Source organism: Pseudomonas sp. ASL8 (assembly GCF_056680355.1).
Window position 1 is genome coordinate 4,743,584 of record NZ_CM155278.1, and the last position, 24,879, is coordinate 4,768,462.

Below are 24,879 nucleotides of genomic sequence, written 5' to 3' on the forward strand. Positions count from 1 at the left end.
GGGGTATGTCAGTTATTCATTTTGGCAAACAAGGTAGGTAGCCAAAATGCATATGGATTTGATAGCGCAACTGTTCTAGCTGTGAGTTTGCTATTTGCAAAATCCCAAACACAGTAAAGCCTTCTCCCCCTAGTACCTCCCGTAACCATGTCCATACTGAAGCTATTTATTAGCATGAATTCGTTCTGAGGAAAATTGAACGGGACGGAATAGTAGTTTCGGTATAATCCTTGTGGGTCTTGATCGGTTCGTTCGTACGTCCAATTTTGAAACGCGCGGGTAAATACAGCGCAGGCTGTTCCAGAATCAAAAAGCATTTTGCTAGAGCCGTCCCATAGGCGCATTCCAAACTGAGCAACTGCTTGTGCGCTGAACGCAGCTACAAAGTAGCTCCCATTTGGCTGTGCGGTTAGCGCATCGAGTGCCCGAACATAAAATCCAGTCCAATTTCCAGCAGATCCAATCAGCCTCATCAGGCATAGCCCGGCGCTTCCAGATACCGTATCCGGACGTACAAAAACCAATGGTGGCTCCTGCGATGTAATGGCCCTTGGGAAATAAGTGGTTGACCCTAGCCCACTCTCTTCAGTTGGAGAATATCGACCGTTTGTGATAACACAAAGCCTAGAGTACTCAGAATCAATCGTCACCACGTTACTTGCATTGGTGAACTGCAATCCAAATGTCATTAGCTGAACCTTATAACGTTTAGGCGCATTGAGTTTGCTACAACATTGCTGGCTGCGAATGTCCTGCAGTAATTATAAACTCTAGCAACTCCGTCGAGCATTTCGGTTTCGAGCTGTAAGCTGTTGTCATCATATGGGCCAATTGGCACCATAACGGCTATTGAGTTATTCGCATTACAGCCTGGAACCGAAAAATCTTGGTTTGTTTTAGCCCCTCCCGCGAATGTAACAACAGCCGATAAAACCACCCGGCAAGTGAATGAGTTCTCGTCAATCTGGAGCGCCCCGTCGGCGCCCCATATCTGCATTCCAAAACTCATTCAGAGAGATCTCCAAGCTGCACACGCTTGACGTTTGACGCGTCATAGACCCGTACCGAGCGATTGGTGATAACCAGCTTTCCGCCGCCCGCCACCACACCATTTATCTCAAGCGTTCCGTCTTTATTGAGAATCCATCCCTGTTGACCAGCGATGTAGTTGGTCGAACTGATGTAGCTGCCAATCTTGGCGTTGGTGATCGTTCCGTCCCGGATAAATGCGGCCCCCAGGAAAACTTGACCGCCCTGCACCGCGAATGGAACTGATGCCGCTCCCCCAGCCATCGTGTTGACGATAGCGAACCGATCCGCGCTGACGATGAACTGGCTTTGCAGGCCTGCATCGGTGTTCTCAATGCCCAGGCCTACGCCCGCAGCGACATACTTTCCGTCACTGGCCACCTGCATTTTGACCGACCACATGGTGGTTAGCTTGCCAGCAGTGTCGGCGTAGGCCGTGGCTGTGGTCTGGATGGCTGAACTGTTCTCGCCGACAGTCGCACTGAGGGTCTGGATTGCCTGAGCGGTCGCTGCCTCGCTGGTTACCACCACCTGCTCCAGATCGGTAATGTTCGCGCTCATCTGGCCGAGAGTCGCATCGAACGTCGTGATGCGCTGGGATAGGGCCTCGTCAGCACTTGCCCGGACCGTCACCTCCTGCGTGAAACTGGCATTGGCGTTGTAGCCCTGTAACGCATCCGCCAGATCACCCTCCCCGTCATCACTCCTAGCGCTAGCCCGCAATGCCATCACAGAGTCGGCCTGACTTGTGATCACCCCCTCGACCGAACTAACGCGGGTTGTCAGCGCTGAAACTGTCGAGGCATCCGCCTTGCTAGCGACCAGTGCACTCGCAGCAGCCGCAGCGGTCGCTGCATCCGTAGCGACCTTGTCCGAAACAGCCGTCCAGGCTGATCCATCCCAGCGCTTTGGCGTGTTGGCATTGCTGGTGATGTCGATCCACAGGTTCTGTGGCAACTGATCCGCAGCAACTGGGATTGTCGACTGGACGAGCACCTTGCCCTTCCCGCCCGCCAATGTCGCAGCGTTCGCCGCGGCCGCTTGTGCTGCTGCGACATTAGTGTTGGTGGTCGTTAGGCTGTTGCTCAGGCTTGTGAGTGCTGTGCCTTGAGAGCTGATCGTACCCTCAGCACTGGTGACTCGAGTCGTCAGGCTGTTGACTGCGCTCGCATCTGCTTTGGTGTTGGCCACGCTGAGAGCGTTCGCCGCTGCCGCTGCCGCATCACTGGCCACCTTGTCCGTAACAGCAACCCAAGCGCTCCCGCTCCAGCGTTTCGGAGTGTTTGCGCTGGCAGTCGTGTCGATCCACAAGTTTTGGGTGAGCTGATCCGCCGCTATCGGTGTTGTCGACTGGACAAGCACCTTGCCCTTCCCGCCCGCAAGATCCGACGCTGCCTGTGCTGCGGTTTGTGCTGCGGTCGCCGCATTCTGCGCAGTCGTCACGTTCCCATTGGTAGTGGTGAGGCTATTGGTCAGAGTCGTGATGTTCGATCCCTGTGAACTGATCGTCCCTTCCGCCGATGTCACGCGCGTAGTCAAAGCAGTAACCGCAGACGAATCAGCTTTGGTATTCGCAACACTGAGTGCATTAGCGGCAGCAGTGGCGGCGTCCGTTGCCACCTTGTCCGTCACTGCGGCCCAGGCAGATCCAGTCCACCGTTTTGGGGTATTGGCACCTCCCGTGATATCGATCCAGAGATTCTGAGCAAGCTGATCAGCAACGATAGGAGTCGTCGTTTGGACCAGGACTTTCCCCTTGCCGCCGGCCAGCGTGTTTGCGTTGTTGGCTGCGGTCTGCGCAGCAGTGACGTTGGTGTTGGTGGTGGCCAGGCCATTATTTAATCCAGTGATCAAACCGCCCTGGCTGGTGATCGTGCCCTCTGCTGTGGTCACTCGTGTAGTCAGGCTATTGACTGCCGACGCGTCAGCCTTGCCTGCAACAGTCGCAGAGACGGTGTCAACCCGAGAGCCCAGCGCTGTATCGGCGCCGACTCTTGCGGCTGACTCGCTGGTGACGGCCGCGTTCAGCGTCGTCCTATCGGCAGTCGCCGTAGCGACCACCGTATCGATGCGAGTACCCAGCGCGGTATCTGCCGATGTCCTGGCTGTGGACTCACTGGTGATCGCCGCAGTGTTTGAAACGGTTGTAGCAGTGACGGTGTCGATGCGCGTCCCGAGCGCCGTGTCTGCGCTGGTACGTGCCGTGGCTTCGGTCTGAATAGCGGCCGCGGTGGTGCCGTTAGCTGCGGTGACGGTATCGATGCGCTGACCTAACGAGGTATCAGCGCCTTGCCGCGCGGTTGTTTCAGTGGTGACCGCAGCTTGGCGCGCCTGAGCCTCCACAAGAATTGCGGCCGTTCTGGCCGAGGCCTCCCCGAGGATCGCCGTCGCACGGTCGCTCCCCTCTTTGGTAATCGCGGTTGCATTGGCCAGGTCAGAAACCACCCGGGCCTGCGCCTCCTGAGCAACTTGGTTAGCAACCGATCCAGCCAACGAGGCCGGCCCGTCGATAAGGTCGATGCGGCTTGCAAGCTGCTGCCCCAGTTCGGTTTCGGAAATCTGCCCGGCGATCTGGTCAAGAATCGGTCCAGCGTCCGAACTGGCCTGGCCCAATACGCCGTTCCCTACTGGATACCAGGGCCCAATGTTGCCAGTCCGGTCGACAAGCCGCGCCCAGAAGAAGAACGAGGCGCCCGCGAGCAGGCTTTGCATCGAGTAATCGCTTTGCGGGTAAGCCAGGTCTGCCAGCTTGGTCGCAGCAGTGAGGTCTGTGGTCGGCCCGTACCAGATCTCGGTACGCTGGGTGTCCTCGGCTCCGGCTGGGAACCCCCACTTGAGGCCAATCCCGAAGAGTAGGCTGGTCGCGGTGAGCATGGTGACAGCCGGAGGTAGTCCTTCCTTACCGTTCAGCTGGGTCAGGTTCGAACTTTTCCAGATCGACGAGATATCGAACGCACTGACGGCACGCACTCGAGCCAGATAAGCACCAGCGTAAATGCCGACGATATCGACGCTCGCGGTACCGGTGCGCGGCATACTGATCCAGTTGCCGCTGTCCTTGCGCCACTGCACGTCGTATGCGACTGCGCCCGCAACTGCAGGCCAGGCGATGGTCATGGTAGTGACGGCCAGACCTTGAGCGGTAACGGTGTTTGAAGTCAGGCTGACGCTTGCCGGTGCCGGGACGACGGTAATCGGGATCACGCTGATCGGCCGCTCTTCCAGCCGCGCTCCGGTATCGATGTACGCGAACTTGCTTGGCTCGTACTGCAGAGCGCTAATCTCAAAATCGCCTTCAGTGGTGCGTTTTGTCCGCAGAACCCGGTACAGAGGGATTGCGAGATCATCGGCGTCGATAGCCCATTGAAGTTGCGGTAATGGTTGCTCGCTGTAGGCCGTAGTTACGGTAACGGCGCGGCCATTAACGCTTTGTACCGTCCTGCCTTCGGCGCGGCCACCAGGTAGGTTGATGATCAAACGGTCACCGGCTTTCGCCTGGGTATCGCGGTCCAATGTCACGACCCGGCTAGCAGCTTCCGAAATTCGGCCACCAACCTCTCGACCAGCCAGCAGCGAATCCGCCACCGGGATGATGTGCCCCGGCAGAGGAATCACACCCTCCATACCCGTTTTGAAGCTGACAGTTCTGTCTTGGTTGTTGCTCAGGATTGCCCATTTTCCGCGGCGCTGAGCTTCAGAGGCACGGGTGCAACCGATAGCGCTGATTTCGGTTGGCTTGTCACCCATGCGCCGCTGCAGGTCCAAATCTGCGAACGGAATGACGTCAGTGTCGTAGTTGTTCGCCGGATTGTCGTAGCTGACCAGGGACCGGGTGTAACGGGTCTTGGATGAAGCACTACCGTAGGAGAACTTGCCGTCAATGACGTTTGCCCGGGTGAAGACGTAGTCGAAGTCCTGCGCGCGCGGCATATCAGCCTGCATCACCAGCTGGCCCTGGGCCCAGTAGGTCATACCCCGATAAATGCCAGCGATATCACGAAGCAGCGACCAGGCATCAGCCTTACCCTGAAGGTTCATATCGCACAGGAACCGCGGCTCGGTACCGCCGATGCCGTTAGGCACTAGTTGGTCGCAATACTGCGAAATCCGATACAGCTCCCACTTGTCGACCATGAACGACTTGATGCGCTTGCCCAAACCGAAACGGTCCTCCGTGCACACGCCGAACGTGATCCAGGCCGGGTTATTGGTCCAGGCCTGCTTCATAGTGCCGTCCCAAATCCCCGCGTAAGTGCGGGCAACAGGGTCGTAATTGCTCGGCACCTGCCATTTGCGGGCCTTGCACTTCACAGTCACGGCCGGGATGTTGGTGAACTGCTCGGCATCGAACTCGATATAGAGCAACGCGGTGTTTGGATAGCGCAGCTTGGCGTCGATCACTTCCGTGTAACCGGCGACCAACATAGTGTCCGCGATCTTGTTGCTGTTCTGGTTCGCAGTGATCCGGCGAACGCGGATCTGCCAACCACTGGTGGCCACAGGTAGATCTACACGGCGCGACCGCTCGTAGCGCGTGGTGGTCTTCCCATCCACAGCCTCGATCAGGGCCTGCTGGTAGGCGCCACCGTCCGTTGATACGTCGACTGCGTACTCAATTCGGTACCCGCCGACGTTTCCGCTATCGTCCTGCTGCTGGAGCGCCGGCCACGCCAGGCGCACACGCACTGCCGAAAGCTGTGTGTTGGTGATCGAACGCACCCAAGGACTGTCGCTGCGCAACTCAATATTCAGTGAGGTTTCGTTCTCGACCGATGGGATACCAGGAATGTAGGTCTGATCGACGGAGCCCGAGCGCCAGTCCCACTTCACATTCGGGAAGTTGAGGTTTCCGCTGGCGTCCTTGATCGGCGTATTGTCCAGGTAGATGTCATAGTCGGTCGGAGTACCGTCGAACTCACCCTCGCCCACTGCGATCAGGAGCTTTGCAAGATTGGTCGAGCGCAGACTATCGCTGGCCTCAACTGGCGACTTCGGGCTGCTACTGCCGCCCTTCTCGCCGTGGATGTTGATCTTCTGTGCTGCGCCCATGCTTTCCTCCAGGCGAAAAAAAACCGCCAATTGGCGGCCTGCTTGCTGCGTCCTGACTACGTTTTGTCTTCGGCGTAGATCGATGCGGAAATGATTGCACCACCCCACCGGCGCTCGCCGATGCAGATCGGCACAGGGTTACCGCTGGCCGTGGTGTTCTTGGCGCTGCCGAAGGCGTATGACGGCATGTTGTCAGGGGATGCGCTCTGCTTGAGGCCGGAGGCCTGGGGACTGAGCATCTGAATTACGCCTCCCAGGGCGAGCGAGGCTCCCAAGCTTTGTCCCCACCCCTGCATACCAGGAATAAAGAAAGAAGCAGCGAAAATTACAGCGCCAATTATCGTCTGTAGTAAACCAGCTCGCTTGCTACCCTCCACCACTGGGACAATCCGGATCTCTCTAGTGCCACCAATACCAAACTCATCAGTCCCCGCGTTTTTTCGATTTCTGAATATGGCGAAGCGCATTCCCAGTCGAGCCAATCGTTTGATTTCGTCATCGAACCCATCAAGCGTCACCTTCAGCGCTCGAAAAACCTCCCAAGTATCTCCTGAGTCCATCTGTCGGTGATGAACTCGACCAAACTTCTTCGCTAGAGAACCAGACAACCTAATGTCTGTCATCGGCGCGTAGTGGGCTACTGAAACGGACATTACTTCTCCCGAAAATAAAAAACCGCCCGGAGGTGGATGGTTACTCAATTGAGTTACAGGCAAGATTTCACAGCAGTCTCGACCGCAGATCTGCCAACACCGGGCATCCACGCGACTCGCTGATAAAAATTAACTGAGCTCCCAGCGGATGTTTTTTTGATCTCCAGAAGCTCATCTGTGAGATTCATTGCTCCAATGACCAGCCTATAACCTTCCGCAGTTTCAGACATTACTGCCTCAGACCTTGCATCTTGCCACTTTGGAAATACGCACAAAGCGTATTGCTTCGGCGTTTTCTTCGTAGTGGTATTGACGGTCGGGTCATTTCCTTTCAAATCACTCGGCGAAACACACCCAGCCAGCAGGGCGACCGCTATAAGCCCTATTAAAATTCTCATGCTCTTCCCTCGTTGAGATATGAGGGGACTGTATCACGGCCTGTTCGGGCATCCAGCATGGACGGAATGACAGTGGCGCAGCGCCAGCGTTCAGGAGTAGTTTCTTCCGCTTTGCAAATCAAGGAGCAACCATGCTAATCAAGAGTCTCGCTAAAAACCTTCCGCCAGACCCTGACAATAAAGGCTGGGTGCTGGGCTGGGCGGTATTGAGGGAGAGTCCTGCCGCTTGGCATCTGATTGACGTTTACGCGAGCAAACATATAGCTGAATCCGCAGCATCTCACCTAAGCGCCGAATATGTCGTGAGATATGGTTCTCATAGGCTTGGCTCTGATGACTTCGTCAGCGGACTGACGCTGCCGGAGTGACTTCGGATTTCTCAAAGAGAATTCGACCCGGCCCGGAAAAAAGTTCGGCGGTCAGCTCCGGCGTGCCCGTGTAGGCACGGCGATAGCCGTCCTTGCTCTGGCACTTGCCGGAGAATTTCATGCGATCGATCTTGACACCGGCGTCCAAAATTGCGACCTCGGTTTCAGCCCCGCAGATAACGCCATCGGTAATGGTGAAAAGGTCGTGAATGGTCAGCATGTAGCGTTGCGAGGTTTGCATGCAGCCCTCCTTCTGCCGGATGGGCAGCGAGAAATGAATTAAAGGATCCCCCAGTCCTTTGCCTGCAAGCCCAAGGACTGGAGTGCGCCAATTTCGGCGCTTTTATGACCTGGAGGTCAAATGTCGTTCAACATCACAAGCGTAAGCATCTCGGAAGATGGTCGTCTGTTGGTTGCTCTTAAGAGCAATGCGTCAGGTACTCAAACCCAGATATGGGTAACGCCTAACTCTCCGATTCACAGTTTGACCATCGCTCAAATTGAACAATTGGCGAAACATGAAGCCGCGAAGGAGCATGCCTGCTAACAAGCATTGACTGACAGCATATGAATTCGGGACGAAAGGCTTTGGTCTGCCGAAGCCCTTTGACCCGACTCTTGATCGATTCGGGCCTTCAACTCACGAATCTCGCGCTCTAGGTCTTCCACTTTCTTTGCAATTTCTTCGTGATTGCTGCTCATACCCTTCTCCAGCGGCATCGCCGCATCATGTGATTATTTCGCGTTGTTGTGACGCAGAATCAAGCGCGCGCGCGCATGCCAAGGGCCGCCAAAGACGATGATCTCTGAAGGCCTTCCGTATAGGTGATGCAGCAGGAAAGGACCAGGGCCAAATACATCAACCTCTTCGCCCGGTAATGCCGGATCGGTACCGAGGAAAATACCAGCGTGGTTCGGATGCGCAGTTTTGCCGATCGACATGATCACAATGTCGCCGCGCTGCGGGGCATCGACACGATAGAAGCCGGCCCCCTCATGCAGCTGCTCATAATGACTCGGCCCATTCGGATCCTCCCACCAGCCGTCCTCTCGCTTGAATGCCTCGAACTCCAGCCCCCATTCGCGCATGTACCAGTCCGCGCAAACCTGCCAGCAATCCCACGCCCCATGTACAAACGGGCGCTTGAGCAATGGCGTGGCGCCGGTCGGCGTGACCGTGCGCAGATCGCCCTCCGGCCAGCTCAGGATATGCCAGGGCAGCTCGGTGGCCTCACACATGGCCAAGTCGCGCGGCGAAGGCCGGCTGGTTGCGTCCGGATGTGAATGAATCACGGCAATTACTTCGCCGACGTCTTCCGCTGCGGCATAGTCCTCTGGATCGATTCTGAACTCTTCGGTCGGATCGGTAGAGACGTTCCGGCACGGGAAGTACTTCTGCTTACGCCCGATCGCCAGCAACAGGCCACAGCACTCTTTCGGGTACTCGGCGACCGCGTGCGCCTGGATGGCGGTGATGATGTACTTGCGCATGATCAGCTCCGGGCTATCAGGGAAACCGCAGGAAAGCCACCGAATGGGAGTGCGTTACCGTCGCCGAATCTCGGATTACAGCCGCGCCCCAGGGTGGCATCGCATGCGTCCAGCTCAGGGTTATCCGTCTGCACACCATCCTTTGTGAAGTAAGGCCCCGTCCAGCCGCAGTTCGGCCCCCGATATCCGCCAGTTAGGCACCAGTGGCACAAGGTGGTCATCTGTCGGCCAATGGATTCACCACCAATATCGCCCGGGCTGGCAAGCTCCCAGCTGACAGTCTCCCCATCCTCGTTTGTCTTCTGGTCGACGTACCAAACCTCGATGGATTCTTGAGTAGGGTCCGCCTCGGCATTGCCGTCCGGGAAGTTCTGCGCGTCCAGATATCGACCCAAGGTGTGCCGCATCGTCAGCTTGAACTCGAGCAGGTCGTCGAATGCCAGGCACAGCGCGGTGATCCGGCCGTTGACGTTGCCAACCGACAACGATGGGCGAACCGCCGTACCGTCACCATTGGCCTCAATGCCGTCAATCTGCATTGGCCAGGCGCCGTACTCATTGCCCTGCCACCAGATAGCCTTCGCCGGCAACTGGTCTGCGTTCACACCGGCAGCGATGATTTCTGCCGGTGTGTGCGGGATGGAATGCCCGTGAAAGCGCAGAACGTCTGCCCCGTAGTCGCTGCCGTCCAATTCGAAGAGCAACACTTCGCTGCCAGGCTCAAGAGTCTGGATATCACTAATCAGCGGCATGGATGCCCCCTATGGAAGGAATGACTGTGTAAAGGTGGTGGATAGGTTGAACATGCCAGCACCATTGGGTGTGACCGCCGGCGCCGTTGCCCGGAAGAAAGCCAACTGTCCAAGCGGCGGCGTCCATAGGAAGGACTTGAATCCGCCGTGACGATCGAGAAACGCCTTGATCTCCAGCGCCACCTCCTCGTTCACAACGAAGGTGAGTGGCCAGGCATCAACTCGGTTGTTGATGCCCTCGCCAACTACCTGTTCGTAACCGTCCCCGAACTTGGACGATCGGGTTCGGTACTCAGGCGAACTGGTCGATGAAACCTTAGGACACCAGGTGAATGTTTCAACGGCCATTGACGAGCCTCCAGATTTTTCCACCCGGCATCAACTCCTGGGCAATAGCCTGCTCGGCACCACGCTTGGCTACCTCGGCATAAGCTTGGCCCATGAACTGGGAGTCTTTCTGAGTTGTACTGCTACCCGACTCTGGCACCGCTATCGTTTGCTGGATTAGAACCTGCCCAGCCGGAGCAGCGCCCGCCTGTGCAGCACCAGATCCAGCGCTGAGACCGACATAGCCCCCGTCGGCGTAACCTCGCTTGTTCAGGTTCACCAGATAATCTTTCATCCCTGGCTGGTCTACGACATCCTTGCGGATCACAACCTCGCCACCATGAACAATGCCAGCAGGCTCGTACTTCCCACCAGGGCCGGTATAGCCGCCCTCATCAAATCCATACTTGGCACTGTAGCCCGCAGCCGTAGAGCCGGCAGATGCTGGAGCGCTCCCGAAATATGCCCCTGCGACTGACGTAGCCACACCAAATATTGCGCTCAACCCTGACGAAGCAGCCTGTCGCGCAGCAATTCGAGCCAAGTCAGACAGCACTGATTTGGCAAAGTCACCAAACGACAACTTGCCGGTCATGGCAAAGTTTACGGCGGCGTCTTCCATGGAGCTGAACGCGTTGCTGAATAGGCTCTTGGCCTGACCCGCAACGTCCTTGGCACTTTGCAAATAGTCCTGATAGGCCGATGACGCCCCATTGGTCCAGTCTGCCTGGGCCTTATCAAGATCCTCGTAATACTTGCCCTGCATGGCCATACGCTGGTTCAGCGCACCTTGAAGCGCTGATGTTTCCTGCGAGTACAGGCTATCGCTGATCTGGCCCTTATTGTGCTGAGACTCAAGCTTGTCGAGCTGCGATTGATAGGACTGCTGAATGCTCAGCTGTTCTTGTAAGCGCTGTTTCTGGACATCACCCTGCCCCGTGCCTGCCAGGTTGTTGCTCAGGCCAAGCTGGGCGCTGGCCAACTGGCTGCTCAAGTTTTCCTGAAACGCCGTGAATTTCTTGGCTTCCGCAGTTGCCTTTTTGCGAAGGTCGTTTTCCACCTCAAGCGCAGCATTTATTTTCAGCTGACCGGTGATCTGATCAGCATTGGCCAGCAGCGATTTTTGATCAGCCGTAAGGATTTTCTTATTCTTGATATCCGCCAGTTCCTGCTCCCACTTCACCAGATCCTGCTGGGATTGGTTGAGCTTGACGGTGGATCCGGCCTGCGCCTCAAGTGCAGCTGTCTGTTTAGTCAAACTGTCGAGCATTTTGGTACCAGCATCTTCGGTGTAAGCCTTCGGTGCCTTTACCTTAGGATCGGCAAACTGCTTGGCGGCCGCGTCACGAAGTTGCTGGATTTGCTCTTCTGAATAAGCTTTGCCGGTTACCCGGGCCCGCTCGACTTGTTTTTCTATCTCGGCGTAACGGGTCTTGAGCTTGTCCGCATTTGAAGCAGTGGTGACGAGGGACTCATTGAGCGCCGTCTGCGCATCGATGCCGTCCTTGTTGATCTTTTGCAGAGCAACACCGGCAGCCAGCCTATTCTCTGTCTCGCGCTTTTGAACCAAAAGCTGAGTCATTTCGTTACTGGTGGCCTGCTGACGAATTGAGTCATCCGGCGCCACACCCTGGCTGATCGACTGATTCTGCTTGATTGCATTGAGGCGATCATTGAGAACCTTTAGCTTCTGATCAAGGGTCGACTCGCGCCCCACATCAAGAAACGAATCCCACGCACCTTTGGCAGCATTCTTGACGGTGTTCCATGCTCCCTCGACCAGACCAAGATTACTGATGATCTTGTCGGCACGACTGCTCAACGCTTCGGCATAGGTCTTCTCGGCCAATGCTGCGGCACCCTGCACGTCTCCACTCGCCTGCATCGCCGCGATCTGCGTGTAGACGCTGGCACTCAGATAGTTAATCTGATCGTTGAGCTCTTTGGATGCCTTGACCGGATCCTGTGCCAGCTTCACGAAGTCGCCGACAATCTCAGTGGCGGCGCGTCCGGTAGCCTCCTGCGTCTTTAATGCCGCTATAGCAATGACGTCGAATGAGCCAGATGCAATTTTACCAGAGGCCGCAAGCGTGGTCAGTACTTCAGCAGCGGCGCCGACCGTGCCCACTGTTTTCGATATTGCTTGAGCGGAAGAACCCAATCTATCGGCATTGGTCCCGGCCGCATTACCTGTATTGATAAGGGCGGTATTGAAGGCGGTAGCTTCCGCTGATCCCTGCTCATATGCGTAAGCCAATGCAGCAGCGCCAGCAGCCGCCAGAGCGAGAGGGTTAATCAGCCCGAGAACATAACCGCCCAGTGCTTTGGCTGCCGGCCCTACGCCACCAAACATGTCCTTGAGCTGACCACCCTGCTGGAGCAAGACCGTGAGAGGCTTTTGTCCGCCCTGAAGCGATACCGCAATGTCCGTAAACTGAGCGGGAACGTTGCGCAGGTTGTTGGCGTACTGCTTCGCTGTCTGGCCGTTTTGAGCCATAAGCTTGTCGGTTTTACCAAGCGCATCCCGCTGCTCGTTCAGCTGTTTCAGGTAGAGGTTAAAATCTTCAGTCGGAAGACTTCCGCTCTTCCGGTGAGCCCTGAGCTGCTCTTCCATCTTGTCGAGCCGGCTGTAAGCGCCAGTCACCGGATCAATCTGACCGACCAACTTATCAAGCTGAGACGCCTGATAGGCCGCCTCCTTGGTGGCCGACTTCAGCGCACGCTGGGCCCGGTCCATACCTTTCTCGAAGCCGCCAGTATTGGCAACAAGGTCAACCGTTAGTTGCCCGAGCGAGTCGACTGCCATTTGTCACCTCTTCACGGCCTGCAACAGGCTAAAAATATCTTGGGCAGAAGCTGCTACCTGCGCGATTTCAGCTTCGGGGTTTCGGTCTGGCAGGTAATCGGAAAACTCAGCTTTTCCGCCGTGCACTCGGTTCAATACTGTCGCGAGCAGGGCAATACCCCGCTCTATCCGGATACCGAGATTCAACGGGCCGTTTTGCTGGATGTATGTCATCCATGACATAGCCTCCTCGTAACTCAGATTCTCTTTGGCCTCGGCAACGCTTTTACCGCCGATGCCGTTGAGGACAAGGTCGAACCAGATTTCTTCGGAGGCTTCGATTTTTTTTCAGCGGATTCTTTGCCAAGCCCGTTTGCGGCGGACATCGCATTCAGCAGCGCGATGGTGAGCTCGGCACACAGAGCGCCGCGGCCTTCTGCATCGTTCCCTTCGATATCCATCGCGGTGAACACCGGCTGGCCATCTTTTTTACAGATGCTGTTCGCAATGCGCGCTGCCGTGCCTTCGCGGCCTTCGCGTTCCGCAGCCCAGTCGCGGGTGATGGTCGCGTAGGACGAAGGCCTGACATAGATCGTCGCGGTGTGCTGCTCGCCGTTGGAGTGCCAGGTGATGTCCTTCAACACCAGTGGGCCAACAAAAGCCCCGGCGGCTTTTAACGTTTCAATGCTGAGTTCCATGAGGCGTCCTTACGGTGCAACAGCGACTTTAGGAATAAGCTCAGGATCGCCGGACACCTGGATCCCTACGCTCGATTTGATGACTTCGTTCAGGCCAAACGTGAACGGAAAGCTGTTCATGTAGCCTTCGAAGGTGATCCAGCTGCGGGTGGTAGGCAGCACGAAGTCACGCATACCGTCAGCACCAGCCGTCGCTTCAATGGTTGGTGGAATGCCGTTACCTTCGGCATCAAGGCCATCGGAAAGGCCAACAGCCCATTGCAAGGTGGTGCCAGATTTCTTCAGCTGATGCAGACGAATGTGCGCAGGATTCGCCGTGTCTACGTTGATGCCGAAAGATGCTGAGCCGGGCTCGGCCAAGCCCGCCTCGTAAGTGCGAGCCTTCGAGTTCATGCAGGTCGTTTCGATTTGGGCAATCGTGGTGTCGATACCCTCGAGCGAGGTGAAACAGCCCACATTGATAAGCGTGTGGTCCGCTGGATCGATCGCGTAAAGGTCGGTGCCTTGGGTCTTCATTAAAACTCCCGATTTTCATGGAAAATCTTTTCAGCGGGCATTAAAAAACCCGCCGGAGCGGGTCGTTTGTTGTGTTCTGGTTACCGGGTTACAAGCCAGGCAACGTCGAAGCTGTTGCGGTAGCTCTTCGTCTCGGGGTCACGAGGTGCACCATTGAAGCTGGTGACATAGCTCTGTAACTCGATCGCATGCTGAATGGCCGTGGCGACCTGATCGGCGACTGCTGCGGTGTCTGCATAGACATCTACCTGCAAACCGTATCGATCAGCCTGAGGGCGGCCACTGATGAAGTTGAGTGGCGAACCGCTGATGACCTGCCAGACCGCATATGGTTTGACCACACCCTGGGGTGCTTCGCCATGCGGATAGAGCCTCGTCGGAACGGACCCAAGCAACGCTGTAACTCCAGGGGCCGCTGCGCAGACCTTAAAGATTGGCGCCCCCATCAATTCTCTCCAAGTTTTAGCAGTTGGTATTTCGCTGAACTAATGAATTCTTTGAACACGGCTTCCCGGTTGTTGGCCAAGGCCGGCCGTATGAAGGGATGGGCTGCAGCGTGTTCAGTGCCCAACTCTACCCACCACCAGTAGAAGGTATTTCCGCCCCGCTGGCCGGACTTGGTCTTGCGTACACCGACCGAAACAATGACAGCCCCCAGCTCGGCGCCCAATGCCTTGCGCTCTACCATGGCGATGTTGTTCGGGAGGTAGTTTCGCGTTTTCGCATCATCAATCCGAGAGGCCCGATCCTTCGCATCAGCCAACACAATATCCATGGCATCTTTTGCCGCCGGTGCGGCAACTTTGGTACGTACCTGCTCGCTTAGCTCACGAAAACGCTTAGACAGTTCGGCGGTGCCGGTGAGCTTGTAGGTAACGTGATCACCCATTATTCACCCCCGCCGATACCAGCAGCGTCATGTTGTCCTTCCCAGAACCTGAGTCAGGTAGGACAGCTTGAATGTTGTGGATTAGGCCGCGGTACAGTACTCGCATGTCGGTTGTGACCCCGGGCCGGTACCGGATGATCATGCGCCCCGTCACCACTGACTGAGTCGCTTGGCCGGCAATGAACTCCCGACCACTCACCGGCTCGACGGCCGCCGGGCATTTCTTCCACGCGGGGACCCATTCATCGACCGGCTCGCCGTTTTCTGGGTTTTGGGACTGCTGCTTAACCTGAATATCGACCCGGTGCCTCAACTTGCCAGCGCGCATTAGGCACCCATCCCGACGCGGTAAGGCATCAGTAGCGACTTTGACCCCATGGGCAGTTCTGACGAAATCGTACCGATCACCACGTCTTCTCGGTTCGCATACAGATTGCCCAAAATCAGAAGGCACGCGGCGACTACGGCGTCATTTATGACAATTGCCCGGGAGATCGCCTCAAGCTGCTGCCGTAAATCGCAAAATCGAGCACGGGCGCCATCCAGAAACGATGCCCGATCTTCAGCATTTTCTATCTGCTGAGCGTCAGCGACCGCCTGCTCGTACGCCACTCGCGCGGCGGTAACAGAAATCGGCAAAGAAGCCAGGGCGACGTCCAATGCTGCCTGATCAACAAAAAATCGGCGCTGCATGAAATTTGCGGCAGCGCGCTCGGCGGCCCCAAGCTTCAGCTGAACAGTGTCTTGGTCCTCAGGTTCCGCGAGCAGGTGCTGCATCGCGACTTCGATTTCGATAACGCTCATTGCCGATATCCCTTCTGATCAGGCGCCCTTGTTATCTGGTGAAGGGTCCATTTTGTTCAACGCCTTTTGAGCGTCTTTACTGTCGACAGCCAGGCCGTTTGCAATCAACTCTGCAGCGCGGCCTCGCGACACGGGATATGGCTCGTCACCTGGCTTCTTGAAGCCGTCTTCACCGTGATAACGGCGAACCGGAGTGATCGTGACCTCCCCCTCTTTGGCTTCGCTCGACGGGCCAGCCGAAGAGTCGTTGTCCAACGCATCATCAGCGCTAGACAATTGTTGATTAGCGTCTGCTTTTGCCATTTTCAATGTCCTCTGAGACGAGAAAACCGCCCGCAGGCGGCTATCTTTTTCGTGCTTCGGTGGTAGACCGCGTCAGGCCGGGGTGACCAAACCGGTGACGAATGCTTCTGGGCGGTAAACCGCCAGGCCAGTCCGCTGTTCAGCACGGATCGAAACCAGGTTGTTTTCGAAATCCTTGTCGTTTTCGGTGGAAATAAGCACTTCCACGTCCATGCGGTCAAAGATCTGCGCGCCCAGGTCGAAAGCACCAGCCAGGAAGTTGTTCTGCGGCATGGCAATGGTTTCAGCCACCGGCAAACCCCAAAGGCGCGGGCCGATTCCGTTTACCGGTTGAGCGATGATGTAGCGACCTTCGTTGTCTTTGGTGAGTTCGATGCCGACCCAGTCGATCGGGTTGAGCACGAAACCGCTCGAAGGGAACTCGGCCAACACCGCCTGCAGGAGCGCCAGGCGCATACGGTCGATGGCCGTGGCATTAGCGATAACGATTGGCGCCACGAACTCGATGGCCTGCGGCATGATCCCGAGCAGGTTTTGCCCGGTGCCGTCGCCCATCAGGAACTGACGATCCTCGACCAGCCGCAAGCCATAGCGAGCACGGGCATCGATGTAGCTTTGCAGAGCCGGTGCATCATCGAGCAACTGACGCGAAGCCTTGAACAGATGCGCGATGGTGCGGATATTTGCGGTTTTCAGGTTGAACGTGATGCTGGAGTAAGGCTTGGCCGCGCCTTCAGCCACGGTTGCAGCGTTGTTGGTGAAGCCGGTTTCCTGAGCGTACTCGACGCTGTTGGCGCCGGTTTGGCCCGGCGCCAGCAGATCACGCATGGACAAGCGATGCTCGGGGGGCGTGATGATCCCCGGGCGGCGATCAGCAGGGACCAGAGAGTTGCCGGAACTGACGCCGGTGCCAACGGTGGCTGGCACGTTCATCAGCGCTTTGCGATCCATCTGCACACGAACCGAATTACGCGAAGAGCTGTTGAAGCCCTTCATCGCCTCATCAGTGATGATCAGTTGACCCGCCGACTTGAACTCCGTCGGCTCATCCTGGCCGCGACGGGTGGACTTCTGCTCCAGTTCGGTCTGACGCTCCTTGAGCTCATCGAACAGGCCTTTGAGCTCGTTCATTTGCGTCAAGCCGGCATCGGCCTTTTGCTTCAGCTCTTCGGTGACCTGTCCGCCGGCCTGCATCTTTTTGGCGATGTCTTCACCAAAGTTTTTGACTTGGTTCATCACCTCGCCGAGCTGCTTGGTCACAGCACCCAGATCATCACCGCCACCAGATGCATCTTTGCGCCCGAACTCACGCTGCGTAGGGAATTTTTTCTCGAACATTGGGAGTCTTCCTTCAAATTTTGGGGAGTTGAAAGCCACGCATCAGCTCACTCATTTGCTGAATGGATGCGGAATTGGTGTCGCCTTGGTCTGTCTCGGACTCCCGTCCTTGCCAGTTTTTGAAGCCAGTGGCCGCAATGGCCTCAGACTCCGAGCGTGAGAACCCCTTCTCCCGAAGAAGCTCTTCAAACTCGCGAATAGTTGGATATTGCCCTTGAGCCAGGCGTGCCTTGACGGCGTCGACCCTAGCCTCATCGTTGGCAGGCGTGGTGACGATGGATATCTCGACCAGATCCAGCTTGGTCAGGGTGCGGATACGCGTCTTTTCATCAAAGGTTGACTCGCGCACCCAATAACCAATCGAAAGCCCGGTAATAGCACCCGACTTCATGCCGCGATACGCTGTTTTGGCGTATGCAGCGTCGTCCATCCAGAGTTCGCCGTCACCAAACAGGCCGCGATCATCTTCCTTGAGCGAATCAATTTTCCAATCGCCGATCGGCTCCCCGGTGCGGTGCTGCCACAGAACGGGGAAGGTCCGGCCTTTGGCCTTGGTTTCCGCGATGCTTTCGAGGAATGCACCAGGTGCGACCACTTCGTTGTAGCTGTCGACCACACCAAACACGGAACCGTAGCCAGAAAAAAGGCCATCATCGCTGATAGCCTTGGTGTCGAATTCGAAAGCCTTGATTTTCAAGACTGCGCTTTTCCGGAACATGCCGGGTCCTCCTGCTCGGTAATGCCCAGCCACTGACGCAGGGCGGATTTCGCTGCTCCCTGCCCAACGTCAGCCTTGCCAAGCTGATCGAGAGGCACGAGATTTGATTGCACGGTGAGGATGTCGCCGCCAGGCAACGGTGGGAGGTTTTCTTTCTTGCGGAACTCGTTTCGGGTCATGCCGCCGTTCTGCGCCATGGTTGAGAAGAACGCGGCCCGAGCTGAACTGTCGGCCCGCAACAATCCTTCGGCACTGAACTCAGCGAAGAATCGGTTACGTTCGCCTGGCGCCAACAGTGAGCGCCGAATCGACATTTCAATACGCCGGAACCAAGGCGTCAGCGAGAATGTCAGGAAGCCGATAATGATCTGCTCGATCCCGCTGCCCCACGTGGTCTGGCTGTTATGACCGATGAGCACCGGCGGTACGCGAAACCATCGGCAAATTTCCTCGATGTTGAACGACCGCGTTTCAAGCATCTGGGCATCTTCGGGGTTCATGGTGATCTGTTGGAACTTCATCCCAGCCTCAAGCACCATCATCTTCCCGGTGTTCATCGAGCCCGCAAACTGACCAGCCAGGCTTTCCCGAACCTCCTCCCGCTGCTTTGCGTTCAGGATCTGCTCCATGGAAAGCAGCCCGCTTGGACGCATTCCGTTGGCAAAAATCTTCCCCGACGCCTCGTCCGCCGCCATCGCCGAACCCAGTGTTTCACGCGCGTAACTGACTGGCGAAAGCCCTAGCAGCCCACCAATGCCAAAACCCTTGATGTGCCACATGTCAGCCTCGGCAATTTCTCGCGTTTTACCGGTCTGGTCGTCGTTGTAGGTGAACTTTGGCGACCCGTCACTTCGCCTGGTGATGCTCATGCGCTCAGGCAAAAGCGGAGTCAAAGAGGCAATGCGTTTGCCAATGCGGTCAATTTCAACGAAAGCGTTGCCCCGCAAAAGCAGGCAAGCCATCACCATCTCCCAGAACTCGACGGACGTCATGTCTGCGTTCGGCTGGTTGTGCAACAGCTCGTAGAGCGGGTGATCGGTTGCCGCTTTGCGCTCTTCGCCGTCACGCTCAAAAAAGTTGAGAGGCAGTGTTGCGATCGTTTCTGCCAGCAGCCTCACGCAAGACCAAACCGCTGAAAGCTGCAGTGCTTTCTCGACGGTTACCGACTTGCCAGAGGAGGAACCAGCACTGAGAAAAGACTGCCAAAAATTGCTGTCGCGAAGACCGATTGTTCGACCAATCCAGCCTGCCAGTGAAGATTTTGCGAGGCTCGGTTCTGCTGACTTGACCATGGCCTGATTCAGCACTGCGGAAAATCGCTTAGCCACTGATGAGCCCCTTACGCAAGAACCCGGCGACAGCAAACATTGAAGCGGCCCCGGCAATTAATGACCAGCCTGATCCGGCCAGCATGTATATGCCGGCCGTGAACAGGCCGAAACCAGCAATGGCCACAACCAGAAATATGATGAGCCCGGAGTTCATGTTCTGTACCTGGGTTATCCGACGATAATCGGGTTTGAGAAGAAGCTGTCGAGCCCGCCATTGGTTTCACCCGCGAGCAACATCGCGCGGCTCACACCCATCAATAGGGCTACTGCACCGTCAATTTTCTTGGCAGACTTTTCTTTACGGGGAAAGACGTTTTCGTTGGCATCAGGCTTCGCGGTGACATTGCCCATCATCCAGGTGAGGATCGGATTGCCATCGTGGTGGAAACGACCGTTCAAGATCGCCCCATAAACCTCTTTCATGGCCGGCGAAAACGTTTTGGTGGTTTTGGGTATTTTGACCGGGGTATACCCCTCTCCCTCGAAGTCCTGGGAGATCTGGAAGGCACCCCATTCATCAAGTGGGATCTCCGTCAGCGAAACCTGTTTTGCATCCTGCAAAAGGTCATCGCGGACTTGGTTGAAGCTGACCTCCGCACCATCGTGCGCAGTCAGCAGGCCCATGTTGACCCACTTCTGATAACGCTCGACGACAGACTTTTCAGTGCCGTACTGAATGGTTTGATCAGGCAAATAGAAGCGTGGCGCGACGCTGTAGTAGTGCAGTACGCCATCAATGACTCGATAAAACAGGTTCACCCGAGCGCAGATATCGGTCTTGGAAGCCAAGTCGAGGCACATCAGGCACTCGCTGCCTTCGAAATCCTCCATGGTGAGGCCCGGATCAGAGCAATCACGCCAGGTTTCCATGTTGAAATAGACCGTTCGGGCCGAAACCCACACATTCAAATGCTTCGTTTTGAACGTATTCTGGAAGCTGGCATTCTTGATTGCCTTCTGTTGTTGGCTGACCAGGTAATCCTGGTAGACCGAAACGCCCATGTTTGGGTTGGCCTTGGCCATAACTTTCGGATCAGTCCAGTCATCCCCCTCATCGATGGTCCAGATCCAGCCAAACAACTCGTCGTCCGGGACGGTGCCCTCGAGCATCTCGACGACGCGGCCGCGCATGTCGTAGCACGGCCCCTCGATGTTGCTGCCTGCAGTGGTGATGACGAACATCAACGGCTGTCGCCGGGCACCCATGCCGGTGAGCATGGTTTCGTAAAGTGCGGCACTGTCGTGTTCGTGGTACTCGTCCACGATCGCGCAGCTCGGCGACGCACCATCACCTGGGTTGCCAATCACAACCTCAAATCGGCTTCCGTCATCGGGTCGGCTCATGTTTGAGGCGTTGACCTCAATGCCGGCCGCCTCCATAAGCATCGGCGAGCGCTTCACCATCAGCCGCGCCGGACGAAAAACCTCCCACGCCTGCTTCTCAGTGGTCGCACCACTGTAAATCTCTGCACCAAACTCGTTGTCCAGCACGAACATGCCGATACCGACCGCTGCGGCGATCACGCTCTTGCCATTTTTCCGTGGAACCTCCCAGTAACTTTCCCGAAAGCGCCGCAAGCCTGAGCGCTTTTTTACCCATCCGAAGGTCATCGAAAGGCCGAATTTTTGCCAAGGTTCAAGCGTGATCAGTTGACGCTTGAACGCCCATTCCCCTTTTACATGCGGAAGCATCTGGGCGAGCTTCAGCTTTTTTTCTGCCTTCTTGCCGTCGAACTTGTAAACAAATCCTGCTGACTTGCTCCGAACGATATCGTCCAAGTGACGTTGGCACGCCAACTGGACATACCGGCATGCCGGAACACGGCCCCTTACAACATCCCGCGCCCAGCGGTTCGCCGCTTCGACGTTGGGGTATTTGTAGGCCATGGTTATCCGTTCATGAGTGCTGCAAATTCGTTGGCCCCGCTAGCCTTCTTGCCACCAGTGAGTCGGGACCGGCTTGAAGGGTCCAGACCGAGCAGAGAGCCGAAGGTCACCATCTGGGCCATGGCCTCTTTTGCGGCGGTAAGTGCAGGGTTTTTGATGGGCGAGCCCATGGCTGACGTGACAACAATTCCAAATTCAACCACTGCGGCCTGAGCGGCGCGCCAGTTCGCATATGCCGTACAAAATGCCTCGACGTTGTGCAAATCGGTGATGCAAAGAATCTTCTCAGCAAGCAGAGACGGGACAACCCGTTTCCACATTTCCTGCGAGTTAGCACATAGCCACTCGGGGGGCTCAATCTTGGTGACGAGCGCGAAATCGGGCTCATCGGTGTTCAATTTTCTCTTACCGGGATTTCCGGCCAAAGCCTTGCTGGCCGTAGGTTTCGGGCGACGGCCGGACCGCCCCTTGACCCCCGGCATCGGCGCAACTCCTGGATTTCATTTTTCGCGGGCGTATGAATTGGACCTCAGGTGCGGTCAGGAGGGGTAAAGCCCCAGACTTCTGACCCGCCCCCCTATGGGTAACGAAAAATCGATAGGGTTTGCCTATTTTCGTGCATTCCGCACGAATTCCGACGATCCAGCCCGAAGAATAAGAGTCATTCGCACAGCTTCGAATCGTTTGCGGTCTTCGTCCGGTGACAATCTCGGTTGATGGCTTGCAGGTTGCTTGGGGCGTCCGTTCCACCCTTGGCTTTGGCGATGATGTGGTCAACCTCATGGGCTGGACGCACGCGACCAATGCGCTTGCACTCAACGCACTGACACATGTGATGGTCACGATCGAGAATCGCCTTGCGCAGGCGCTGCCATGCCGCGCCGTATCCTCTCTGGGTGGTGCTGCCCGACCTGTCCACCCTGGCATTCCAGTTACTGCGCATTGCTGCATGGGTGTCGCAGAAGCCGCGCTGCTCTTTCGACTTGATCAGACTGGGACAGCCGCGCGTTCGGCATGGACGGGCTACCATCAGGAACTTTCCTTGGGTGGATTGATTGGGGCTGCGGGCTTGATCAGGCTCTTCGCCCGATCCATCGACACCTTAAGCCATTTGATTGCTCGCGCACGGCGGGCAGCACATCCACTGCATCCGCTCATTGGTCATCCTTTATGACGATCTTGATACCGCGCATGGCAAAGGTCGTGACCCTGTCCACATTCGGCCCCAGCCCGGTCAACCAGCACATAACCGCGATGCACCGGATATACGGCACTACCCACCAACTAACCGAGCAGCTCAGCCTCATCGTGATCAGGGGTATACGCGGTACCTCACTCGACTGTTGCGGATGGCCAGATACACTGGGCGAACGCCAACGCTTCTGCATGATCGAGCGCCTCCCAGTCGGGTTGCTTGGTTGTCATGGTGATCTCGATTTACTTGAAATAGTGGCCGGTTGCCGTTATCAGTGAGGATCAATCAATGCCAGGAGCAAGACTATGACGTCAGCAATCGATCCATCTAAACCTGAAGACGGCATACCCTCACGATGGAAGGTGGTGCAGACGTCTCAAGGCAGGGTCCGTCCGACGATCCCCAGCACGGATAGGCTGGTGGACGATACGGATAACCTTGAGCGCGCCGCCGATGAGCTTGGACGGGAGGCGGCTAAAGCAACGTCTACTCCTGAGTAGTCGGCCGAATTAGACGACCCTCATTCAGGACACCTCGCATTCCGGCCAGATCGACCGCGCAAACTCCAGCGCCCCAGCATGATCGAGCGCTGCGTCCATCAAGATCATCGGGAATGGCTTGTAGCCTGGAGTGGTGATTGACCAGTTTTTCTTGGTCACGGCAGGCAGCTAGCGAGCGCTGGCTGCTGGCTTGCCCATACACAAAGGGCTATTAGGCCGATGAGCAGGTGTTGAGCGCTGATGGTCATGGGTTATCTCCAGTGTCGCGACACAATTCGTTATCTCGCAAAACGTGTCGCGAGCTACAGCGAGTCGACCTTCCGACCCAGGAACCGGGTAACCATTTCACGAATCGCGGTAACGCCGAGGAAACCAATGGCTCCACCGGCAGCAACTGACAGATTCGATGGCCAGGCCATCCACTCAATGATGCTGCTTGCGGACAGGCTCAGGCCGCCGCAGATCAGCGCTTCGAAGAAGATCCGGCGCTTACTGGTCTCTTTAGCGTCATACAGGACGCGCAGGAAGGAGATTAGGACCGCCATGATTGCGCCCTGCCATAGTGGATTGCTCAGGGCTACCCAGAGCGCGGCCCATGCATCTGGGTTCTTTTCAGGCATGGTTCGCATCCGGCGTCCTCCCTTGCGGGGAGCGTGAATAAAAAAGGGTGACTGCCACCCAAACGAAAAGGCGCCTCCGATTTGCGCTTGATCTAGATCAGAGGCTTGGAGGTCTTTTGGGGAATTCTGGACGCAAAAAACCCCGCTCGAAAGCAGGGTTGGTGGAGCAAGTTGCCGTAGGCAAAATACTCAATATGGCAAAATGATGCCTCCAGCCGTGCGGGAAGTCAAGCTGCCTCATTCATCTTATAAATCACCCCCCCAATTGGGCTTAATGCCTTGGCGTCAATGTCATAACACGCATCGAAACAAAGCTGAACGAAGGGCTCCCAGTCCCTCCCCCAGGCCGCAGATGGAAGCTTCACTTCGTACTCAGCAATCATCCATTTACGGAACACCTCGGCGTTGGCCAGAGGGTCTGGATTGGACGATTGGCCGCCCTGGTGCATGTAGCGATACCGGCGAAACACTGCTTTTGCGACATAGCCGGCTCGATGCCGCTTACTGGCAGTCATGCGCTCGACCCGTGAGCAGGCCAAATTGAATACCGCCTCTTCCGCCTCCTCCCGATCATCATCAGTTGGCTCGGCTGCGTACATGGCGTTACCGAAGGCACGCAACTGATAGTGAAGCCTGGCAATTGCTGACTGGACGTACCCAGCAAGCACGCTGTGCATCGCGTGATTCGCCGTCGGGCCACGCTGAGTGGCCTGCACGACCACCCCTAGCTCGGCGGCATCAGAGGCTTGCCCGGGTGCCGGGTTGTAATTGCAGTCATGCCAGGCCTGACGGGCTCCTATCAACTTCATGTACTGCTCTCCCCAATCAAAAGTCGAACCGGTTAGTCGCCGGTGTAATTCGATCTGCCGGCACCGCGGCGGTTGTTCTGTTCGTATTGCTGCTGAGCGCCTGACGCTTGACCGTCTTGGGCCAGATCGCGGGCCATGGCACGCAGCTTCATATTCAGTTGAAGCACCAATTCTTCCAGCGGCAGTGCCTGGCCGGTCGCCTCGCAAACCCAGCCCGAGGCATGACACGTAGCGCAGTCCATCTGGTGAAACACGCCGCTGACCAGGCCGGTACCGCGACAGTCGAGGCATTCCCGAAGTGGCTTCAATGCTTTGCGAAAGGCTGGTCCGTGGCTCTTCTTCATAGTCATCACTCGATCCATTCGCCGCGGCCCCAGCTTGCAGGGTTGAACCATCGCCAAGCAGGAACCCAGACAACT

General features: G+C 56.6%; 29 protein-coding genes. 1 reads left to right on the top strand and 28 read right to left on the bottom strand.

The features are described 5' to 3' along the window. Positions 1-8: 8 nt before the first annotated feature. From AC1MEA_RS21745 to AC1MEA_RS21770, 6 genes are all read right to left on the bottom strand, one after another. A complete protein-coding gene (locus AC1MEA_RS21745) occupies positions 9-689 on the bottom strand; it encodes a hypothetical protein (protein ID WP_480417354.1) in 681 nt (226 codons plus the stop codon). After that, complete coding sequence (locus AC1MEA_RS21750; protein WP_480918197.1) at positions 689-997, bottom strand: hypothetical protein; 309 nt, start codon at positions 995-997, stop codon at positions 689-691. The genes AC1MEA_RS21745 and AC1MEA_RS21750 overlap by 1 nt, the downstream gene beginning before the upstream one ends. A gap of 8 nt (positions 998-1,005) precedes the next feature. Further along, positions 1,006-6,078 carry a TipJ family phage tail tip protein gene (gene gpJ, locus AC1MEA_RS21755; protein ID WP_480417355.1) on the bottom strand — a complete coding sequence of 1,691 codons (5,073 nt, stop codon included), beginning with the start codon at positions 6,076-6,078 and terminating at the stop codon, positions 1,006-1,008. A 56-nt stretch (positions 6,079-6,134) separates the two neighbouring features. Next, on the bottom strand, positions 6,135-6,731 hold the full coding sequence (locus AC1MEA_RS21760; RefSeq protein WP_480417356.1) for a tail assembly protein: 597 nt from the start codon (positions 6,729-6,731) through the stop codon (positions 6,135-6,137). A 53-nt stretch (positions 6,732-6,784) separates the two neighbouring features. Beyond that, a complete protein-coding gene (locus AC1MEA_RS21765) occupies positions 6,785-7,129 on the bottom strand; it encodes a hypothetical protein (RefSeq protein WP_480417357.1) in 345 nt (114 codons plus the stop codon). Positions 7,130-7,471: 342 nt separating this feature from the next. Then, complete coding sequence (locus AC1MEA_RS21770; protein WP_480417358.1) at positions 7,472-7,738, bottom strand: hypothetical protein; 267 nt, start codon at positions 7,736-7,738, stop codon at positions 7,472-7,474. Between the two features lie 120 nt (positions 7,739-7,858). Here AC1MEA_RS21770 and AC1MEA_RS21775 point away from each other — a divergent pair, with 120 nt between their 5' ends. Beyond that, on the top strand, positions 7,859-8,044 hold the full coding sequence (locus tag AC1MEA_RS21775; protein ID WP_480417359.1) for a hypothetical protein: 186 nt from the start codon (positions 7,859-7,861) through the stop codon (positions 8,042-8,044). Between the two features lie 188 nt (positions 8,045-8,232). Here the strand turns inward: AC1MEA_RS21775 and AC1MEA_RS21780 are convergent, their stop codons facing one another. The 22 genes from AC1MEA_RS21780 to AC1MEA_RS21885 form a co-directional block, all read right to left on the bottom strand. Further along, positions 8,233-8,988: a C40 family peptidase gene (locus AC1MEA_RS21780; protein WP_480417360.1), complete on the bottom strand. Its 756-nt coding sequence runs from the start codon at positions 8,986-8,988 to the stop codon at positions 8,233-8,235. A gap of 2 nt (positions 8,989-8,990) precedes the next feature. Further along, positions 8,991-9,740 carry a phage minor tail protein L gene (locus tag AC1MEA_RS21785; RefSeq protein ID WP_480417361.1) on the bottom strand — a complete coding sequence of 250 codons (750 nt, stop codon included), beginning with the start codon at positions 9,738-9,740 and terminating at the stop codon, positions 8,991-8,993. A gap of 9 nt (positions 9,741-9,749) precedes the next feature. Then, positions 9,750-10,088, bottom strand: coding sequence for a phage tail protein (locus AC1MEA_RS21790; RefSeq protein ID WP_480417362.1), 339 nt, complete (start codon positions 10,086-10,088; stop codon positions 9,750-9,752). Beyond that, entirely contained in the window at positions 10,078-12,873 is a 2,796-nt protein-coding gene (locus AC1MEA_RS21795; RefSeq protein WP_480417363.1) for a phage tail tape measure protein, read from the bottom strand. The genes AC1MEA_RS21790 and AC1MEA_RS21795 overlap by 11 nt, the downstream gene beginning before the upstream one ends. Positions 12,874-12,876: 3 nt before the next feature. Beyond that, positions 12,877-13,086 carry a hypothetical protein gene (locus AC1MEA_RS21800; protein WP_323566210.1) on the bottom strand — a complete coding sequence of 70 codons (210 nt, stop codon included), beginning with the start codon at positions 13,084-13,086 and terminating at the stop codon, positions 12,877-12,879. Between the two features lie 23 nt (positions 13,087-13,109). Next, the gene (locus AC1MEA_RS21805; protein WP_480417364.1) at positions 13,110-13,550 is read right to left on the bottom strand and encodes a phage tail assembly chaperone family protein, TAC; all 441 of its coding nucleotides are present in this window, start codon (positions 13,548-13,550) and stop codon (positions 13,110-13,112) included. A 9-nt stretch (positions 13,551-13,559) separates the two neighbouring features. After that, positions 13,560-14,066: a phage tail tube protein gene (locus AC1MEA_RS21810; RefSeq protein WP_323566212.1), complete on the bottom strand. Its 507-nt coding sequence runs from the start codon at positions 14,064-14,066 to the stop codon at positions 13,560-13,562. A gap of 80 nt (positions 14,067-14,146) precedes the next feature. After that, positions 14,147-14,512: a DUF3168 domain-containing protein gene (locus AC1MEA_RS21815; RefSeq protein ID WP_323566213.1), complete on the bottom strand. Its 366-nt coding sequence runs from the start codon at positions 14,510-14,512 to the stop codon at positions 14,147-14,149. Beyond that, positions 14,512-14,955, bottom strand: a complete 444-nt coding sequence (locus AC1MEA_RS21820; RefSeq protein WP_480417365.1) for an HK97-gp10 family putative phage morphogenesis protein — start codon at positions 14,953-14,955, stop codon at positions 14,512-14,514. Before AC1MEA_RS21820 ends, AC1MEA_RS21815 begins: the two co-directional genes overlap by 1 nt. After that, a complete protein-coding gene (locus AC1MEA_RS21825; RefSeq protein WP_480417366.1) occupies positions 14,948-15,283 on the bottom strand; it encodes a phage head closure protein in 336 nt (111 codons plus the stop codon). Before AC1MEA_RS21825 ends, AC1MEA_RS21820 begins: the two co-directional genes overlap by 8 nt. Further along, a complete protein-coding gene (locus tag AC1MEA_RS21830) occupies positions 15,283-15,759 on the bottom strand; it encodes a head-tail connector protein (RefSeq protein ID WP_480417367.1) in 477 nt (158 codons plus the stop codon). Before AC1MEA_RS21830 ends, AC1MEA_RS21825 begins: the two co-directional genes overlap by 1 nt. A gap of 18 nt (positions 15,760-15,777) precedes the next feature. Beyond that, a complete protein-coding gene (locus AC1MEA_RS21835; protein ID WP_480417368.1) occupies positions 15,778-16,062 on the bottom strand; it encodes a hypothetical protein in 285 nt (94 codons plus the stop codon). Between the two features lie 72 nt (positions 16,063-16,134). Further along, positions 16,135-17,298: a phage major capsid protein gene (locus tag AC1MEA_RS21840; protein ID WP_480918198.1), complete on the bottom strand. Its 1,164-nt coding sequence runs from the start codon at positions 17,296-17,298 to the stop codon at positions 16,135-16,137. Between the two features lie 115 nt (positions 17,299-17,413). After that, complete coding sequence (locus AC1MEA_RS21845; RefSeq protein WP_480417369.1) at positions 17,414-18,097, bottom strand: HK97 family phage prohead protease; 684 nt, start codon at positions 18,095-18,097, stop codon at positions 17,414-17,416. Further along, positions 18,094-19,446 carry a phage portal protein gene (locus AC1MEA_RS21850; RefSeq protein WP_480417370.1) on the bottom strand — a complete coding sequence of 451 codons (1,353 nt, stop codon included), beginning with the start codon at positions 19,444-19,446 and terminating at the stop codon, positions 18,094-18,096. Before AC1MEA_RS21850 ends, AC1MEA_RS21845 begins: the two co-directional genes overlap by 4 nt. After that, positions 19,439-19,603: a hypothetical protein gene (locus tag AC1MEA_RS21855; RefSeq protein ID WP_480417371.1), complete on the bottom strand. Its 165-nt coding sequence runs from the start codon at positions 19,601-19,603 to the stop codon at positions 19,439-19,441. The genes AC1MEA_RS21850 and AC1MEA_RS21855 overlap by 8 nt, the downstream gene beginning before the upstream one ends. A gap of 14 nt (positions 19,604-19,617) precedes the next feature. Next, entirely contained in the window at positions 19,618-21,336 is a 1,719-nt protein-coding gene (locus AC1MEA_RS21860; protein ID WP_480417372.1) for a terminase large subunit, read from the bottom strand. A 2-nt stretch (positions 21,337-21,338) separates the two neighbouring features. Then, complete coding sequence (locus tag AC1MEA_RS21865) at positions 21,339-21,818, bottom strand: phage terminase small subunit P27 family (protein WP_480417373.1); 480 nt, start codon at positions 21,816-21,818, stop codon at positions 21,339-21,341. Between the two features lie 179 nt (positions 21,819-21,997). Beyond that, positions 21,998-22,366 (bottom strand): HNH endonuclease, encoded by a 369-nt coding sequence (locus AC1MEA_RS21870; protein ID WP_480417374.1) that lies wholly within the window; start codon positions 22,364-22,366, stop codon positions 21,998-22,000. 967 nt (positions 22,367-23,333) lie between these two features. After that, positions 23,334-23,660 carry a phage holin, lambda family gene (locus AC1MEA_RS21875; protein ID WP_480417375.1) on the bottom strand — a complete coding sequence of 109 codons (327 nt, stop codon included), beginning with the start codon at positions 23,658-23,660 and terminating at the stop codon, positions 23,334-23,336. A 218-nt stretch (positions 23,661-23,878) separates the two neighbouring features. Then, entirely contained in the window at positions 23,879-24,460 is a 582-nt protein-coding gene (locus tag AC1MEA_RS21880; protein WP_480417376.1) for a hypothetical protein, read from the bottom strand. Positions 24,461-24,492: 32 nt separating this feature from the next. Continuing rightward, positions 24,493-24,804: a hypothetical protein gene (locus AC1MEA_RS21885; protein ID WP_480918199.1), complete on the bottom strand. Its 312-nt coding sequence runs from the start codon at positions 24,802-24,804 to the stop codon at positions 24,493-24,495. Positions 24,805-24,879: the final 75 nt, after the last annotated feature.

Coding starts and splice junctions, on each gene's coding strand:
- AC1MEA_RS21855 (WP_480417371.1), bottom strand. CDS start 19,603: ATGAACTCCGGGCTCATCATATTTCTGGTTGTGGCCATTGCTGGTTTC.
- AC1MEA_RS21860 (WP_480417372.1), bottom strand. CDS start 21,336: ATGGCCTACAAATACCCCAACGTCGAAGCGGCGAACCGCTGGGCGCGG.
- AC1MEA_RS21750 (WP_480918197.1), bottom strand. CDS start 997: ATGCAGATATGGGGCGCCGACGGGGCGCTCCAGATTGACGAGAACTCA.
- AC1MEA_RS21765 (WP_480417357.1), bottom strand. CDS start 7,129: ATGAGAATTTTAATAGGGCTTATAGCGGTCGCCCTGCTGGCTGGGTGT.
- AC1MEA_RS21880 (WP_480417376.1), bottom strand. CDS start 24,460: ATGAAGTTGATAGGAGCCCGTCAGGCCTGGCATGACTGCAATTACAAC.
- AC1MEA_RS21800 (WP_323566210.1), bottom strand. CDS start 13,086: ATGACATACATCCAGCAAAACGGCCCGTTGAATCTCGGTATCCGGATA.
- AC1MEA_RS21875 (WP_480417375.1), bottom strand. CDS start 23,660: ATGCGAACCATGCCTGAAAAGAACCCAGATGCATGGGCCGCGCTCTGG.
- AC1MEA_RS21835 (WP_480417368.1), bottom strand. CDS start 16,062: ATGGCAAAAGCAGACGCTAATCAACAATTGTCTAGCGCTGATGATGCG.
- AC1MEA_RS21780 (WP_480417360.1), bottom strand. CDS start 8,988: ATGCGCAAGTACATCATCACCGCCATCCAGGCGCACGCGGTCGCCGAG.
- AC1MEA_RS21825 (WP_480417366.1), bottom strand. CDS start 15,283: ATGCGCGCTGGCAAGTTGAGGCACCGGGTCGATATTCAGGTTAAGCAG.
- AC1MEA_RS21840 (WP_480918198.1), bottom strand. CDS start 17,298: ATGAACCAAGTCAAAAACTTTGGTGAAGACATCGCCAAAAAGATGCAG.
- AC1MEA_RS21805 (WP_480417364.1), bottom strand. CDS start 13,550: ATGGAACTCAGCATTGAAACGTTAAAAGCCGCCGGGGCTTTTGTTGGC.
- AC1MEA_RS21820 (WP_480417365.1), bottom strand. CDS start 14,955: ATGGGTGATCACGTTACCTACAAGCTCACCGGCACCGCCGAACTGTCT.
- AC1MEA_RS21865 (WP_480417373.1), bottom strand. CDS start 21,818: ATGCCGGGGGTCAAGGGGCGGTCCGGCCGTCGCCCGAAACCTACGGCC.
- AC1MEA_RS21885 (WP_480918199.1), bottom strand. CDS start 24,804: ATGAAGAAGAGCCACGGACCAGCCTTTCGCAAAGCATTGAAGCCACTT.
- AC1MEA_RS21870 (WP_480417374.1), bottom strand. CDS start 22,366: ATGGTAGCCCGTCCATGCCGAACGCGCGGCTGTCCCAGTCTGATCAAG.
- AC1MEA_RS21775 (WP_480417359.1), top strand. CDS start 7,859: ATGTCGTTCAACATCACAAGCGTAAGCATCTCGGAAGATGGTCGTCTG.
- AC1MEA_RS21745 (WP_480417354.1), bottom strand. CDS start 689: ATGACATTTGGATTGCAGTTCACCAATGCAAGTAACGTGGTGACGATT.
- AC1MEA_RS21815 (WP_323566213.1), bottom strand. CDS start 14,512: ATGGGGGCGCCAATCTTTAAGGTCTGCGCAGCGGCCCCTGGAGTTACA.
- AC1MEA_RS21810 (WP_323566212.1), bottom strand. CDS start 14,066: ATGAAGACCCAAGGCACCGACCTTTACGCGATCGATCCAGCGGACCAC.
- AC1MEA_RS21795 (WP_480417363.1), bottom strand. CDS start 12,873: ATGGCAGTCGACTCGCTCGGGCAACTAACGGTTGACCTTGTTGCCAAT.
- AC1MEA_RS21770 (WP_480417358.1), bottom strand. CDS start 7,738: ATGCAAACCTCGCAACGCTACATGCTGACCATTCACGACCTTTTCACC.
- gpJ (WP_480417355.1), bottom strand. CDS start 6,078: ATGGGCGCAGCACAGAAGATCAACATCCACGGCGAGAAGGGCGGCAGT.
- AC1MEA_RS21790 (WP_480417362.1), bottom strand. CDS start 10,088: ATGGCCGTTGAAACATTCACCTGGTGTCCTAAGGTTTCATCGACCAGT.
- AC1MEA_RS21760 (WP_480417356.1), bottom strand. CDS start 6,731: ATGTCCGTTTCAGTAGCCCACTACGCGCCGATGACAGACATTAGGTTG.
- AC1MEA_RS21830 (WP_480417367.1), bottom strand. CDS start 15,759: ATGAGCGTTATCGAAATCGAAGTCGCGATGCAGCACCTGCTCGCGGAA.
- AC1MEA_RS21785 (WP_480417361.1), bottom strand. CDS start 9,740: ATGCCGCTGATTAGTGATATCCAGACTCTTGAGCCTGGCAGCGAAGTG.